At 55.3% G+C, this 14,348-nt stretch carries 15 protein-coding genes and 1 pseudogene; 4 read left to right on the forward strand and 12 right to left on the reverse strand.

Translation table 11 applies throughout. The annotated features are described in order from the left end of the window. Positions 1-5 precede the first annotated feature (5 nt). The 5 genes from flgJ to RHM55_RS05710 form a co-directional block, all read right to left on the reverse strand. Complete coding sequence (flgJ, locus tag RHM55_RS05690) at positions 6-1,301, reverse strand: flagellar assembly peptidoglycan hydrolase FlgJ (RefSeq protein ID WP_322180091.1); 1,296 nt, start codon at positions 1,299-1,301, stop codon at positions 6-8. Positions 1,302-1,311: 10 nt separating this feature from the next. Further along, positions 1,312-2,421 carry a flagellar basal body P-ring protein FlgI gene (locus tag RHM55_RS05695; protein WP_219060415.1) on the reverse strand — a complete coding sequence of 370 codons (1,110 nt, stop codon included), beginning with the start codon at positions 2,419-2,421 and terminating at the stop codon, positions 1,312-1,314. 13 nt (positions 2,422-2,434) lie between these two features. After that, on the reverse strand, positions 2,435-3,148 hold the full coding sequence (gene flgH, locus RHM55_RS05700; RefSeq protein WP_322180094.1) for a flagellar basal body L-ring protein FlgH: 714 nt from the start codon (positions 3,146-3,148) through the stop codon (positions 2,435-2,437). A gap of 93 nt (positions 3,149-3,241) precedes the next feature. Next, entirely contained in the window at positions 3,242-4,030 is a 789-nt protein-coding gene (flgG, locus tag RHM55_RS05705) for a flagellar basal-body rod protein FlgG (RefSeq protein ID WP_219060413.1), read from the reverse strand. Positions 4,031-4,076: 46 nt separating this feature from the next. After that, a complete protein-coding gene (locus RHM55_RS05710) occupies positions 4,077-4,817 on the reverse strand; it encodes a flagellar basal body rod protein FlgF (RefSeq protein WP_322180096.1) in 741 nt (246 codons plus the stop codon). 293 nt (positions 4,818-5,110) lie between these two features. Here RHM55_RS05710 and RHM55_RS05715 point away from each other — a divergent pair, with 293 nt between their 5' ends. After that, on the forward strand, positions 5,111-5,320 hold the full coding sequence (locus tag RHM55_RS05715; protein WP_322180098.1) for a hypothetical protein: 210 nt from the start codon (positions 5,111-5,113) through the stop codon (positions 5,318-5,320). Positions 5,321-5,359: 39 nt separating this feature from the next. Here the strand turns inward: RHM55_RS05715 and RHM55_RS05720 are convergent. The 7 genes and pseudogenes from RHM55_RS05720 to RHM55_RS05750 form a co-directional block, all read right to left on the reverse strand. Continuing rightward, positions 5,360-7,172: pseudogene (locus RHM55_RS05720) on the reverse strand (flagellar hook-basal body complex protein). A 329-nt stretch (positions 7,173-7,501) separates the two neighbouring features. Continuing rightward, a complete protein-coding gene (flgE, locus tag RHM55_RS05725; RefSeq protein ID WP_322180100.1) occupies positions 7,502-8,821 on the reverse strand; it encodes a flagellar hook protein FlgE in 1,320 nt (439 codons plus the stop codon). 28 nt (positions 8,822-8,849) lie between these two features. Beyond that, complete coding sequence (locus tag RHM55_RS05730) at positions 8,850-9,548, reverse strand: flagellar hook assembly protein FlgD (RefSeq protein WP_322180102.1); 699 nt, start codon at positions 9,546-9,548, stop codon at positions 8,850-8,852. A 15-nt stretch (positions 9,549-9,563) separates the two neighbouring features. Next, complete coding sequence (gene flgC / locus RHM55_RS05735; protein ID WP_322180104.1) at positions 9,564-10,007, reverse strand: flagellar basal body rod protein FlgC; 444 nt, start codon at positions 10,005-10,007, stop codon at positions 9,564-9,566. Positions 10,008-10,010: 3 nt separating this feature from the next. Then, positions 10,011-10,418: a flagellar basal body rod protein FlgB gene (flgB, locus tag RHM55_RS05740; protein WP_322180106.1), complete on the reverse strand. Its 408-nt coding sequence runs from the start codon at positions 10,416-10,418 to the stop codon at positions 10,011-10,013. Positions 10,419-10,684: 266 nt separating this feature from the next. Further along, positions 10,685-11,512 (reverse strand): protein-glutamate O-methyltransferase CheR, encoded by an 828-nt coding sequence (cheR, locus tag RHM55_RS05745; RefSeq protein ID WP_322180108.1) that lies wholly within the window; start codon positions 11,510-11,512, stop codon positions 10,685-10,687. A gap of 54 nt (positions 11,513-11,566) precedes the next feature. Beyond that, positions 11,567-12,496, reverse strand: coding sequence for a chemotaxis protein CheV (locus RHM55_RS05750; RefSeq protein ID WP_322180110.1), 930 nt, complete (start codon positions 12,494-12,496; stop codon positions 11,567-11,569). Positions 12,497-12,575: 79 nt separating this feature from the next. Between RHM55_RS05750 and flgA the strand changes: the two genes are divergently transcribed. The 3 genes from flgA (at position 12,576) to RHM55_RS05765 (ending at position 14,320) form a co-directional block, all read left to right on the forward strand. After that, the gene (gene flgA / locus RHM55_RS05755) at positions 12,576-13,337 is read left to right on the forward strand and encodes a flagellar basal body P-ring formation chaperone FlgA (RefSeq protein WP_322182756.1); all 762 of its coding nucleotides are present in this window, start codon (positions 12,576-12,578) and stop codon (positions 13,335-13,337) included. Between the two features lie 142 nt (positions 13,338-13,479). After that, positions 13,480-13,803 carry a flagellar biosynthesis anti-sigma factor FlgM gene (flgM, locus tag RHM55_RS05760; RefSeq protein WP_322180112.1) on the forward strand — a complete coding sequence of 108 codons (324 nt, stop codon included), beginning with the start codon at positions 13,480-13,482 and terminating at the stop codon, positions 13,801-13,803. Between the two features lie 49 nt (positions 13,804-13,852). After that, positions 13,853-14,320: a flagellar protein FlgN gene (locus tag RHM55_RS05765; RefSeq protein ID WP_322180114.1), complete on the forward strand. Its 468-nt coding sequence runs from the start codon at positions 13,853-13,855 to the stop codon at positions 14,318-14,320. Positions 14,321-14,348 lie beyond the last annotated feature (28 nt).

The raw sequence follows: 14,348 nt of genomic DNA on the forward strand, positions 1-14,348 counted from the left end.
AAGCCTTATAAAGTCGTGGAAGAGCTCACTACCGCGTAGTTTTGGTAGCTCTTCATCTGCTTGGCAATTTGCGAAATCTTGCTGGCGTAGTCCGGGTCCGTGGCGTAACCGGCCTTTTGCAGCTCTTTCACAAACTGTTCCGGGTTATCGGCAGACTTCAGCACACCTTGATAGCGATTGTTGCTCTGCAGCAGGGTGACCAAGTCATGGAAGCTGTCGGAGTAGGAGTCGTAAGAACGGAAGTCCGCCGTCTCCTTGACCATCTGCCCATCACGAAACTCACTGGTGATGGCCCGCGCTTCCGGGCCCTGCCAGTTACCTTGCGCTTTGATGCCAAACAGGTTGTGACTGCTGCTGCCGTCCTGCTGACGCATGACCGATTTGCCCCAACCGGTTTCCAGGGCCGCCTGAGCCACCAACACAGTTGGGTCGACACCAATGCGCGCAGCAGCATCCTTGGCCAGCGGCAACATGGTCGCAACAAAGTCGTCAGCGTTACTGAACGCTTTACCCCCCGGCGCCAGCGGTGGCTGAGCTATTGTGCGACCCTGCGCGCGGGCCGCCAGGGAAAGGTTCGGGTCCTGAGTCCAATCGCCGTTCCCGGCGAATGTAGCGCTGTCGCCAGCAGCACCCGGTGCCGTAATTCGATTTTTCACACTGCTTTCGCTTGCAGCCGTGGTGGCCGGGACAATGCCAGCGAGTAAACGGTCAGCGAGCTTGCTTGGCAACGACAGTCGGCGCTGGTTGAGCTTTGCCACATCATTGCGCTCGACACCGCTGACCGAAGCAGCAGCGGCAGTCGCCGCATGTGACCGATCCACCGCAACCGACCGCGTGGCCCACAGCGGTCGCTGAGCGATATTGGTCGCCAAGGCGGTACTGTTCTTATCCGACTCCGTCGAAGCCGGGCTCCTATTGAGCGATGTAGTCGCTGTCAGATTGCCAGCCGCAGGTTCAGAAGGATGAGCGCCCTTGGTTTTAGACAGCTGTCGCATCAACACATCCTGCAAGCCGATACCGCGACCCTGCTTGGACAAGCTCACTGACAACTGCTGGTCATACATGTCCTGGTAATGCCGAGTCGCCGCCGTATTCATCGGGTTGTCCTTGGCCATCACCTCGTTGGCCGAGCGCATGGACTTGAGCATCTGACTGACGAACAGCGACTCGAACTCCTGGGCAACCTTTTTCAGGTTCGTGTCGCTATTCTTGTCCCCCGTTTTCAGGGCGTTCAGACGATTCAGGTCGGTATAAGCGCCTGAGTCGCTAGCCGACGACACTCCGCTTTTCGGCATGTCCATACTCAGCTCCTCAGATGACGATCAGGTCGGCTTGCAGCGCGCCGGCCTGCTTCAGGGCTTCGAGAATCGCCATCAAGTCACCTGGCGCTGCGCCGACCTGATTGACCGCTCGCACGATCTCATCCAGCGTGGTGCCTGGGCCGAACTTGAACATCGGGTGCAGCTCTTGCGCCGCGTTGATCCGCGAACGCGGGACCACAGCCGTTTGCCCGCCAGACAACGCACCCGGCTGGCTGACAATCGGGTCTTCGGTGATAGTCACGGTCAGGCTGCCGTGAGTCACGGCTGCCGGTGAAACCTTGACGTTCTGGCCAATCACGATGGTGCCAGTACGCGAGTTGATGATGACCTTGGCCGCTGCCTGACCCGGATCAATCTCCAGGTTCTCGAGAATCGACAAGTAGTCGACCCGCTGACTCGGATCCAGTGGCGCAGTCACCCGCACCGATCCACCATCCAGCGCTTTAGCCACGCCAGGGCCGAGCATGTCGTTGATTTTGTCGACTACGCGCTTGGCAGTAGTGAAGTCGGATCGGTTGAGGTTCAAGGTCAGGCTGTTGCCCTGGTTGAATCCACTCGGCACCGAACGCTCGACTGAAGCACCGCCCGGAATACGCCCGGACGAAGGAACATTGACCGTAATCTTCGAGCCGTCGCGGCCCTCGGCGTCGAAACCGCCGACCACCAAATTGCCTTGGGCGATAGCGTAGACGTTGCCATCGATACCTTTCATGGGGGTCATCAACAGGCTGCCGCCGCGCAAGCTTTTCGAGTTACCGATGGACGATACGGTGATATCGACCATCTGACCTGGCTTGGCGAATGGCGGCAGATCAGCATATATCGCCACTGCTGCGACGTTTTTCAGCTGTACGGTGCCCGAGCCACTCGGCACCTTGATACCGAACTGGGCCAGCATGTTGTTGAACGTCTGCAGCGTGAACGGGGTCTGCGTGGTCTGGTCGCCGGTACCGTTGAGACCGACCACCAGGCCGTAGCCAATCAATTGGTTGGTCCGAACGCCGGAAATGCTGGCAATGTCCTTCAAACGCTCGGCATGAACACCGAGTGTCGTGGATAACAGCAGTACCGCAGCCATCAGTTGCTTGAACGTATGCATGTCTATCCCGCGATCAGAAAGGGAACAACGGGCTGAGGAAGAACCGATCGAACCACCCCGGTTGACTGGTATCGGCGAACGAACCGGTACCCGAATATGTAATGCGTGCATCGGCCACTCGAGTCGACGACACCGTGTTATCGGTGGCGATATCGTCAGCACGAATCAAGCCAGCGATGCGCACCAGTTCATCGCCCGTGTTAAGGGTCAACCATTTCTCGCCGCGAACCGCGAGGATACCGTTGGGCAGGACGTCAGCCACCGTCACCGTCACCGAACCGGTCAGGCTATTGCTTTGGGCTGCCTTGCCATCACCCTTGGTGGTGCGTGCGCCGTTATAGCCAGCGTTGATGCTCAGATCGCCGCTGCCCATCGGGTTATTGGTGGTCATCCCGCCACCGAACAACGACGTCAGACCAATGCTGTTAGTGCTGTTTTTGGTCAGCCCGGAACTGGCCGCCTTGCTCGCTGCAGTTTTCTCGGAAAGCGTGATGGTGATGATGTCGCCGACCCGATAAGCCTTGCGATCGTCATACAGGTTTTGCTCAAACCCAGCCTGATAAATCGAACCGTTGTTCGCGGCAGCAGCCAGCGGCGTGCGCGGCAACACCGGCGCGTAATAAGGGTCATTGGGCTTGGCCACGGGCGCGACGCAGCCCGCCAGAAGAGCGATTCCGCAGAGCGAAGCGATCAGCGCGGAAAGCCGCAGAACAAGAAGCCGTTTCATGACACTTAAAACCTCGCGGTGTAGCAGGTGCCGACCGGGCACCCCGTCCAATTGATCAGGTGTATCGACAGGTCGAACAGGCCTATCAGAGCCTTACAGATTTTGCGTCACGTACTGCAGCATCTGGTCAGCGGTGGAGATCACTTTGGAGTTCATCTCGTAAGCGCGCTGAGTGGTGATCATGTTGACCATTTCCTCGACGGTGCTCACGTTGGAGGCTTCCAGGGTGTTCTGCTGTGTCGTACCAAAACCGTTCAGCCCCGGCGTACCCACCTGTGGAGCGCCGCTTGAAGCCGTTTCCAGGAACAGGTTGCTACCCACTGATTGCAGACCTGACGGGTTGACGAAGTCAGCGGTTTGCAAGTTACCAATCACCTGGGAGGTGGCATTGGCGCCTGCCAGGGTCACAGACACCGTGCCGTCCTGGCCCACGGTGAACGTCTGGGCCTGGGCCGGGACGACAATCGCTGGCTCCAGGGCGTAACCATTGGCGGTCACGATCTGGCCGTTGCTGTTCAGGTGGAACGTACCATCACGGCTGTAGGCCACCGTGCCATCGGGCTGCATGATCTGGAAAAAGCCGCGACCATTAACTGCCAGATCGAGCGGCTGATCAGTCGTTTGCAAGCTACCAGCCGAAAAGTTTTTCTGCGTCCCGACAATACGCACACCGGTACCCAACTGCAGACCAGATGGCAGTTCGCTGTCCTGGGTCGACTGAGCGCCTGGTTGACGTTTGATCTGATAGAGCAAGTCCTGGAACTCGGCACGATCACGCTTGAAACCTGTGGTCGATACGTTCGCCAGGTTGTTGGAGATCGTCGTCAGGTTTATGTCCTGAGCGGCCAGACCGGTCTTGCTTACATAAAGTGCCGGAAGCATTCTTTCTCTCCTCGAGCGCCTGATTATCGGCGCAAGCTGTCAATGTTTAGCTAATCTGCAAGACCCGAGCCATCGACTCGTCGTTTGTTTCAGCGGTCTTCATCATTTTGATGTGTAATTCAAATTGACGGGACAGCGTCAGCACCGATGTCATTTCCTCAACGGCATTGACGTTGCTCGCTTGCAGAAATCCCGACTCGACCTGGACGGTGCCGTCAGCACCGGCAGCCTTGCCGTCCTTGGTGTGGATCAGGCCATCGGCACCTTTCTCCATGTTTTTCATGTCAGGTTTAACCAGTTTGATTCGGTCCACCTGCGCCATCACCTTTGGACCTTCACCCATTGAACGAACGCTGATGGTGCCATCGGCACCGACCTCAATTTGTTGCTGGGGTGGCACGGCAATCGGCCCACCATTGCCCATGACCGGCAAACCATTGCCAGCCCGCAAAATACCAAGAGCATCGACATTCAGACTGGCGGAGCGCGTGTAAGCCTCACCACCGTCTGCGGTCTGTACAGCGATCCAGCCATCCCCTTTCACGGCAACATCCAGATCCCGCCCCGTGTCGACCATGGCACCGCCCGAAAAATCAGTCCCCGGACGCTCACTCATGGCATAGGCACGCGAAGGCATGACCTCCCCAAACACGGGGATTGAGCGCGCCTGTTCAAGGTCACGCTGAAAACCGTTGGTCGAGACGTTCGCCAGGTTGTTCGCATGAGCCTTCTGTGCGATAGCGTTCTCGGACGCACCGCTCATTGCCACGTAAAGCAACTTGTCCACAGTCTTTCCTCCCCTGACAGACGTTTGCCGCCTGTAGCTGTTCTAAAAACGTTGTAGCAATATTCGAACCAACTAATCTTTCACCACACAACATCTTGATTTTCCAGCGTTAACGGGGGAAAACTCGAAAACAGAGAGCGCCGCTCGGGCATACGCGGCGGCGGACTGCCGCATTTGGCCAAATGATGGGGATATTGCCGTCAGAAAACCCTCACCGAAGGAGAAAACAACAAAAGCGGGATAAAAAATGTGTTCGTCGCGATACCATTTGATTGGTACCCAACGAGGTTTATATGCCCCTTCAAACCCGCTTGATTCTTTTACTTGTGACCAGCCTGATCCTCATCCCGATCCAGGCCCAAGCCGCCACCGCGCCCTGGTACAAATGGCAAGGCGCGACACGGATTATTTGCAAGCAGTGGGTCAATCCCAAATCGGCATTCAAGCTGATTGGCGGCCCCTACAGAGATGCGAGTTGCCGATATCCAGGACGCCCTGGCTAAAGGCACCAAGGGACACCGCGCTAGCAGACATGCCTGGAATCATGTCGCCTGAATCAGCGTTTGCATCAGCGTCGCTTCTGTAGACAAGGCTTTTGAATTGGCCTGATAGGCAACCTGCGCCTGGATCAGTTCCACAAGCTCGTTGGTCAATTCGACGTTGGAGCCCTCAAGCGCACCCGAGACAATGCTGCCCAACGTACCGGCTTTTGGCGCATCGAGATTAGCAATGCCTGAGGCGTTCGTTTCCCGCCAGTGGGTGTGACTGTCCGGCTGCAAACCTTGCTCATTGGCAAAGCTGGCGAGCGTGACCTGGCCGATTTTCTTATGCAGCCCGTTCGTGAAGCCCGCACTCAGAACGCCATTCATATCGATGCTGATGTTGTTGATATTGCCTGCAGCATGCCCGTCCTGCTGAGCTGAAACGCGCGCAGACTCTGCGTTATGCTGGCTGAGTCTGTTCAAGTCAATGGCAATGCCACCCGAACTGCTCCGGGCACCGTTGGATACCCATTTTTCGTTACGGGTTCCCCCATCAATCACCTTGGCAGGCACCCACCCCTCAAGGGTCAATGTCCGGTTTGCCACCGCAAGACCTTGACTGCCGGTCATTGACTGAACCGACCCGTAGGAATCGAAGATTATCTGTGCCGAGACTGGATCGGCTTTCTCCGGGTTCGCCGGGTTTCGACCGTTGACGAGAACATGCATTTTCCAGCTGTTCGTATCATCCTTGACGAAGTATTGAGTCATCTCATGCTTGTTACCCAGGCTGTCGTAAACCGAGGTCGCAAACGACTTGTTAAACGTCGTGACATCGTTAGGGTCGAACATTGGAACACGCCGCGCCATCACGACGTCGCCCTCGTCAATTCCATTGATTGCACCGTCGTCTAACGAAAGCACAATCGATCCGTCGTTAGAGGCTGGACTGGCAGCCCAAATACCATTGAGTTGCTGAGCGGGCTTCCAGCCGTTCAGGGTGAACTCTGTGTCGGATGTTTTTTTGATATGCTCACCCTCGCCCGCCGATGACAGGCTGCCATCCGGTTTTTTTGTAATCATTACCTTCAGCGGTGTGGTCGCTGTGTGATCCACCGGATTACGCCCATCTATTAGCGTGTACATAGCCCATTGATCCGCATCGGTTTTAACGAAGTATTGCTTAAGTTCATGCTCCACTGGAGGAATGGCTGGCCGGGCCTGAATAAGCACTGTCTCATTCCCCTGCGCATCCTTGACCCTGACCTCCGCAACCGCGTCTACCCCTTTATCCTTAACCATTCTGCTGATCACTTTCGAATAGGTACCTGGATCATCCGGATTAAAAACCGGAAGTGCCGAGAGTGCGGATTGAGATGAGTCCAGGTTCATTGTTTCGAGAACTTCAGTGGTGGCCTTGGGCACCATATTAGAGGTATCGATCTTCAGGTCGGTCCGCCCCCCCATTAACGGCATCACCTTTAGCGTTTACACCATAGCCTTGCAAGCGGCTGCCTTCGTTATCAACGATATAATCGTTCTTGTCCATTTTGAACGCGCCAGCGCGGGTGTAGCTCAGCGCTCCGTTATCGCTTACCACGAAAAAGCCTTTACCCTGTATACGCATGTCCAGAACCCCGCCCGAACTGGCATCAACACCACCCTGACTGAAATTTTGCGAGACATTAGCCAGACGAACACCGTCACCGACTGCGTTGTGACCATTACCCAGTTGCGCGCTCAAATACAGTGCCGCAAATTCCGCACGGGATGATTTGAAACCATGAGTCCCAACGTTAGCGATGTTGTTGCCGGCGACCTCAAGTCTTTTATGGGCAGCGTGCAGCCCACTCAGGGAAACATTGAATGACATAAACACTCCTGTGCCGTATTGAACGACGCTCTCGTTAATGCATTTTTTCTCAGTAAAACTTTGCAACACTTAAACTTCAGTACCATCCGTTCCTTTCTGCGTTTTTATTCTCGCATTATCGAAAGTAGGAATTTTCTACATATGCAGTAGGAATCAGCTATAACTTTTACTTCTTAACCTTGGCGCAACTATCTACTTGAATCGCGCTCAAGGCGTGACGGCAAACTTCTATATCTTCTGGATAACCAATGACAGAAATACCAAATCGCGCCCAACAAAAAGCCCCTTCAAGAAGGGGCTTCGTTCGACACTGCATCACTGCATATTTATCACGCCATCTGGATGATGGTCTGCATGATGGTGCTTTGAGTCGAAATGGTTTTCGCGTTTGCCTGATAGTTGCTTTGCGCCTTGATCAAGTCGACCAATTCACTGGTCAGATTGACGTTAGAGTCTTCCAGCGCTTCACCCGTGAGACTGCCAAGTGTGCCTGACTCCGGCACTCCCGTGACCGGAACCCCAGACGCATAGGTTTCACGCCAGCTAGTACCGCCTGCCGGAGACAAACCCTGAACGTTGGCGAAGTTGGTCAACGACACTTGTCCAATGACCTTGGACTGACCGTTGGTGTAGGTGGCGAACAGGTTGCCGGTAGGGTCTACCGACATGGCCGACAACTGACCGGTTGCATAGCCGTCCTGAGTCTTGGTGATCGCGCCCGAGACCGAGTTGGTCTGAGTGGTCGCGAGCATGTCCAGCTTGACACCGCCAGTCTTGGCCGAAGCGCCGTTGCCTGCCCAGACGCCTGTGGTACCCACTTGCGCAGCCGGCACCCAGTTGTTCAGGGTAAAAGTGCCGTCAGCATTGACAGCCAGGTTACCCGTTGTAGCCAGCGCAGTAGTATCCAGCGAGCCGTCAGATTTGAAGGTCAGGTTCATCGAGTCAGCCACTACCGGCGTGGTCGCCGGGCTCGATGCATTGCGACCGTCGACCAGCGTGTACATCGTCCAGGCATTGGTACCCGTCTTGGCGAAGTACTGACTCATGGAGTGCTCGTTGCCCTGACTGTCGTAGAGCGGCGTACTGAACGTGTTGGTGTAGCTGTTCACGTCATTTGGGTCGAACGGCGTGACAGTCGGAAGTTTCGATGAAGAATTCAGATTGGACGCAATGGTGACGGTACCTGTCGGGCTAGGTGCCAGATTCGACGAGTCGATTTTAAGATCGGTCAATACACCGTTCACGACATTGCCTGCCGCATTAACACCGTAGCCCTGCAGCTTGTTGCCGGAAGCGTCGACGACATTACCACTCTTGTCCGGGTAGAACGCACCGGCACGGGTATAGAGTTTTTCGCCGTGATTGCTGACCATGAAGAAGCCGTTGCCGTTAATAGCCAAATCAAGGCTGCGGCCGGTGCCGGTGGTCAAAGTACCTTGCGTGAATTGCTGGGACACGGCGGCCGTGGTGACACCGCTACCCGCAGTGGTACCACCGGAAGTACCGCGAATCGAAGCAGCGTACTGGTCCTGGAACTCGGTACGGGACGATTTAAAACCCGTGGTCGCAACGTTGGCAATGTTGTTGCCGGTAACGTCGAGACTTTTGTTTGCCGCATAGAGCCCACTGAGGCCGATATTGAATGACATGCTCAACTCCTTTGCCGTCTAGTCGGCTCTATATTCCGATTGTTTGCACTTTGGACAAACCAACACTGCTGCCGCCTGCCAGGTTGAGCGTCATTTCCGCACCACTGACACCCATCGTCACACTGTTGACGGTGGCTGGCAGATAGGTGCTCAAGGCAGTGGCCGTACCATTGGCAGTACCTGTGGCGACGACGCTGTAAGTACCTGACGCCGCAGTCGTGCCATCGCTGTTCTGACCGTTCCAGGTAAAGCTGGTAGTACCCGCCGCCTGCGCACCAAGATCGATGGTGTCGACCAGGTTCCCACTCGCGTCGGAGATTTTGACCGTGGTCGACGAGTTCGACGCCGGGACGACCACTGAACCGGTCAGGCCCTTCGTGGTATCGACCACTGCCGAACCGCTGCTGACGATCACCGAACGCCCAACCAGAGAGGACGCCTGCAAGGCTTGGGACGACTGATAAGTACTGGCAATCGTATCAACCGTACTGCTCAGGTTCTGCATGCTCTCAAGGCTGCTGAACTGAGCCAACTGAGAAACGAACTGCGTGTTGTCCTGCGGACTGAGAGGGTCTTGGTTCTTCATCTGCGTAACCAGCAGTTGCAGGAATGCATCTTTGCCCAGTGAGGCAGTCCCCGTTTTGTTGGTGGTGCCTGTGTTGCTTGAGCTTGCCGTTTTCTGAAGCTGATCCAGAACCGACTGACCGACGCTGCTAGTAGTTGTCATCGACTGCGCCTCTTATCACTGACCCAGGGTCAGGACCTTCTGCATCATGGTTTTGGCGGTATTCATAATGTCCGCATTGGTCTGAAACGAGCGGCTGGCCGAGATCATGTCGGCCATCTCCGAAACAACATTGACGTTGGGGTAGTAGACATAACCGTTCTTGTCAGCCGACGGATGCGTTGGCTCATAACGTGCCTCGAGGTTGCTCGGATCTTCGATGATCCCGCTGACCTGAACACCCTGACCCGCTTCGTCCTGACTGCCGAACAGCGAACCACTGTCGCCGCTGCCCTGCCCCTGAAGCACGGTCGCAAACACGGGGTGACGGGTGCGGTAGGTTTGATCCATGCTCGACGAGACTGTTTCGGCGTTGGCAATGTTACTGGCCACGGTGTTCAGGCGCGTGGTCTGAGCACTCATGCCACTGCCGGCAATGTTAAAAACACTTGCAAGGGACATGAATTACTCTCCACGAAGGGCTGACACCAGCCCTTTGAATTTGCTGTTGAGCAGGGTGAAACTGGCCTGGAAGCCTACGGCGTTCTGTGCGTAGCTGGCCTGTTCAACCTGCGTATCGACGGTATTCTGGTCAAGCGAAGGTTGGCTAGGTGTGCGATACAGCAGCGCGCCGTCGCCACCGCTCAGACCCTCGGCGTCGATGTGCCGACTGTTGGTCGTTTTAAGGCCAAACGCGCCATTCTTGGTTTTATCGCTTTGCGCTGCGAGCACGGCCGAGAACTCAAGATCTCGCGCCTTATAGTTCGGCGTGTCGGCGTTGGCGATGTTGTTGGCCAAGACCTCTGCACGCTGAGCGCGAAAGCCAAGGGCTTGCTCATGGATGCCTAGCGCTTTATCGAAGCTGATGCTCATGTCGGGAAACCTTTAGCGGCTGACCTGAATTTCGTATCAGTCACAAAGCAATCAGCGTGCCAGCTTCGCCAGCGCCATAAATCAAGGGTTTGCGAGCTATCCTGGGGCGGCAACGACAGAAAAGCGGCAAGGCATTTCCGCTATAAAGGGATAAAGCGGCAAGCACAGCGCCGTTTTCTTGCCATTGCCGCTTCCTCCCAGAAGAGCCGCAACGGTTTAGCTGATGTAAAAAAAGAGACCCTAAGGTCTCTTTTTTAGCGCAGCGATCACTTCGCCTGGTAAATGATCCCAGGACTGCACTGAACCATCTGATAATGCTCAGGCAAACCATTCAGCGCTTCCGATGCCCCGAGAAACAGGTAGCCACCGGGCTTAAGCGTACTGTGGATACGCAACAGAATGTCCTTCTTCACCTCCGCCGAGAAATAGATCAGCACGTTGCGGCAAAAAACGATGTCGAATTTCCCCAGGCTTGCATAACTGTCGAGCAGGTTGAAAGAGCGAAACTCGACCCGGCTCTTGATGGGCGCCTTGATTGCCCAACGCCCCGCTTCTTTGGGATCGAAAAAACGCTGCAGACGCTCTTGGGATAGCCCTCGACCCAACGCCAGACTGTCGTATTCGCCCGTCTTGCAGTTGTTCAACATCAACCCCGAAAGATCGGTAGCGATGATCTGCACGCCCTGTTTTAGCTGACCGAGGTTGCTACGCTCGAACTCGTCGATCGTCATCGATAACGAGTACGGTTCCTGGCCTGAAGAACACGCCGCCGACCAGATACGCAGGCGCTGGTTCGGGCTGGCCTTGATCGCCTCTGGAAGCACTTTGTTCTTCATGACTTCGAACGGATAGGTGTCGCGAAACCAGAGCGTTTCGTTGGTGGTCATTGCATCCACGACCTGCTCGCGCAGACCACTGCGAGGCTGAGCCTGGATTCGCTGAATCAACTCCCCCAGCGACTTGATGCCTTGCTGGTCCATGAGTTTGTTGAGACGGCTTGAGACCAGATACTGTTTATTCTCTCCGAGCAAAATGCCACAGGCTTTTTCCAGGAAGACCCGGAACTGTTCGAAATCCAAATTACCTGTAGACAAAGAAACCGCCTCTTACAATCTTGCGTCCAGCCAAAGGGCGGCGCCCTTTGGCGATTATTTCACCGCGTTGATCCGATCAACTACCCGAGCGGCAAGCTCATCAGGCCGGAACTTGGCAAGAAAATCATCGGCACCGACTTTCTTGACCATCGCCTGGTTGAACACTCCCGACAAGGAAGTATGCAGGATGATGTGTATTTTTTGCATGCGCGGATCGTTGCGGATTGCCGAAGTCAAGGTATACCCATCCATCTCGGGCATTTCGATGTCTGAAATCATCATCAAAAATTCCTCTTCAGGCTTCTTGCCCTCTTCGACCATGCGTAGCAGGTAATCCAGCGCCTGACGACCGTCATTCAAGGCTACCACCTCGACCCCGACTGTCTGCAGACAGCGTGTCACCTGCTTACGCGCAACCGACGAATCGTCGACGGTCAGCACTCGAAGGGTCAGCGCTTTGGCCTGTGTTTCTTCATCGACAACACCGACCGAAATACTTTCCGAAGTCGGCGCTACTTCCGCGAGGATTTTCTCCACATCAATGATTTCGACCAACTGGTTATCGACTCGGGTCACTGCGGTCAGATAATGATCGCGTCCCGTTCCCTTGGGCGGCGGATGGATCTCCTCCCAGTTCATGTTGACGATGCGCTCCACCGAATGCACCAGAAAACCCTGAATTTTGGTGTTGTACTCGGTAATGATAACGAAGGTGTCATTCACACCCCGCTCCAATGCCTTCGCGCCTGTTGCCATCCCCAGATCGATGATCGGAATGGTCGCCCCACGAATATTTGCAACGCCACGCACCACTGGGTTGGACTTGGGCATCACGGTCAGTTTAGGGCATTGCAGCACCTCCCTGACCTTGAACACATTAATCCCGTAGAGCTGCTGGCCGTTGAGACGGAACAACAACAACTCAAGACGGTTCTGCCCCACCAGCTGCGTGCGCTGGTTCACCGAATCCATTACTCCAGCCATGCCCTTACTCCTGAATCAAAGCTTCGAACCCATAATTGCCAAAATGACTAAGCGGCACGGGCCTTGCTTTTTAACTGTTATGAATGCAAAAACGACATTTTCCCGACGCATGGCATCTGGCTACGGCAGCTTACGCTGCACTGTGGCCGTTTTGTGGCTTTTTAGTGGCGGCCAATTCGCACAGAGCGAGCCTTTGAGCCTTTCTGATCAACTTATCGGCGTGACCCAAGGGTTTCTTGAATTCTCCATAGAGGATTATCTGGCAACGACCCAAACCGAAGGCCGCTACCAAATTCAGGTCAACCAGCTCGATCCGCGCATGACACTGACACAGTGCGACAAGGAATTGACAGCGAGCCTCGAAAGTCCTGCTCAGCCTCTAGGACGTGTGACCGTCAAGGTTCGTTGCGAAGGATCATTACCCTGGACGGTATACGTACCGGCCCAGGTACATTTATTTCGTCAAGTCGTGATCGTCAAACGCCCGCTCAAGCGTGGCGGCATCATAGGCGAAGACGACGTATCCCTGAGCGAGCGCGATATCAGCCAGATGCCTCAGGGATATATCACGTCGCTTGACGAGGCGATCGGGCAGAAAATGACCCGACAAATGGTCAATGGGCAGATCATTACCCCGCTGCAGATGGAACAGGCAGAAGTGATACGCAAGGGCGATCAAGTTGTGATCATTGCCAAGAGCGGTACACTGCTGGTCCGCATGCCTGGCGAGGCATTGTCCGATGGAGGCTTGGGTGAACAGATCAGGGTACGGAACCTGAACTCGAAACGGGTGATCAAAGCGCGTGTAACAGCACCTGGGCAAGTTGAAGTGACCTTGTGATCGCTGGCGGGATGGCGCGGAGTTTCCTAAACTGACAGTCTGTGTCAGTGAGCGTTTTTATCGACTTCAATAACGCACCTAAAGTTTTCTTGTGTTTGGCCGAAAACATGGCAAGCGTCCAAACACCTAGAGGTTCTCAACCATGGTCATCGACTTTAGTCGTTTAAACAGCTCCCCCTCCGTGTCGACGAGTTCGCGTACCGGCAATGTCAAGGAGACCGGCAATGCCGCAACCTCCGCCAGCGCGAAAGCCACCACCGAAGCGGTCACCACGTCGAGTGGGGAAGCCGTGCATCTTAGTAACGAGGCTCAACAGTTGCAGACTATTAGCGACAAGCTGCGCGGTCAGCCCGTTGTCAACAGTGCCCGTGTGGCCGAGTTGAAACAGGCCGTTGCCGATGGCAGCTATACGGTCGACAGCGGTCGCGTAGCCAGCAAGCTGCTTAATTTCGAAGCCCAGCGCTAGCCGAAGGCCTGCGCCAGGGCTTTTGGACGCCTAAAACCCAGAGCATGCAATGCACGATACGACTCTATTGCAACTGATTACCGACGATATTGCACCGGCCCAACAGCTGTTGGAACTATTGCAAGCCGAATCCTTGGCGCTGCATGGTCGGGATATGTTCTTACTCGAAAATATTCTTGCGCAGAAACAGTCGCTGGTAATCATGCTTGAGCAGCATGGCCGCAAACGCAGCCAGATTCTTGCCAGCCTGAATCTGAGGCCCGATCGTCAAGGCCTTGAGGAACTGGCGAGTCATTCATCGATCGGTGAAGAGTTGCTCAGCCAAGGTGACGTACTCAGCGCCCTGATGAGCGACTGTCGGGCCAGCAACGAGCTCAATGGTCACTCGATCAAGCTTCAGCAGGCCTCCACGGCCCATCAGATGAGAATTATTACCGGCGGTGAAACGCCAATGTTATATGACAGCCGTGGGTCGACATCCAGCGTCCATAAGCCACGCCCGCTGAGCCAAGCGTAATTTTACTGTATCAAGGCACCCAACATGC

Source organism: Pseudomonas sp. MH9.2 (assembly GCF_034353875.1).
Classification (GTDB): domain Bacteria; phylum Pseudomonadota; class Gammaproteobacteria; order Pseudomonadales; family Pseudomonadaceae; genus Aquipseudomonas.

Excerpts from the sequence above, each read along its gene's own strand:
- flgA (WP_322182756.1), top strand. The coding sequence starts at position 12,576 with ATGAATGCAAAAACGACATTTTCCCGACGCATGGCATCTGGCTACGGC.
- flgC (WP_322180104.1), bottom strand. The coding sequence starts at position 10,007 with ATGTCCCTTGCAAGTGTTTTTAACATTGCCGGCAGTGGCATGAGTGCT.
- RHM55_RS05715 (WP_322180098.1), top strand. The coding sequence starts at position 5,111 with ATGCCCCTTCAAACCCGCTTGATTCTTTTACTTGTGACCAGCCTGATC.
- RHM55_RS05695 (WP_219060415.1), bottom strand. The coding sequence starts at position 2,421 with ATGCATACGTTCAAGCAACTGATGGCTGCGGTACTGCTGTTATCCACG.
- flgJ (WP_322180091.1), bottom strand. The coding sequence starts at position 1,301 with ATGGACATGCCGAAAAGCGGAGTGTCGTCGGCTAGCGACTCAGGCGCT.
- flgH (WP_322180094.1), bottom strand. The coding sequence starts at position 3,148 with ATGAAACGGCTTCTTGTTCTGCGGCTTTCCGCGCTGATCGCTTCGCTC.
- RHM55_RS05730 (WP_322180102.1), bottom strand. The coding sequence starts at position 9,548 with ATGACAACTACTAGCAGCGTCGGTCAGTCGGTTCTGGATCAGCTTCAG.
- flgE (WP_322180100.1), bottom strand. The coding sequence starts at position 8,821 with ATGTCATTCAATATCGGCCTCAGTGGGCTCTATGCGGCAAACAAAAGT.
- flgM (WP_322180112.1), top strand. The coding sequence starts at position 13,480 with ATGGTCATCGACTTTAGTCGTTTAAACAGCTCCCCCTCCGTGTCGACG.
- flgG (WP_219060413.1), bottom strand. The coding sequence starts at position 4,030 with ATGCTTCCGGCACTTTATGTAAGCAAGACCGGTCTGGCCGCTCAGGAC.
- flgB (WP_322180106.1), bottom strand. The coding sequence starts at position 10,418 with ATGAGCATCAGCTTCGATAAAGCGCTAGGCATCCATGAGCAAGCCCTT.
- RHM55_RS05765 (WP_322180114.1), top strand. The coding sequence starts at position 13,853 with ATGCACGATACGACTCTATTGCAACTGATTACCGACGATATTGCACCG.
- RHM55_RS05750 (WP_322180110.1), bottom strand. The coding sequence starts at position 12,496 with ATGGCTGGAGTAATGGATTCGGTGAACCAGCGCACGCAGCTGGTGGGG.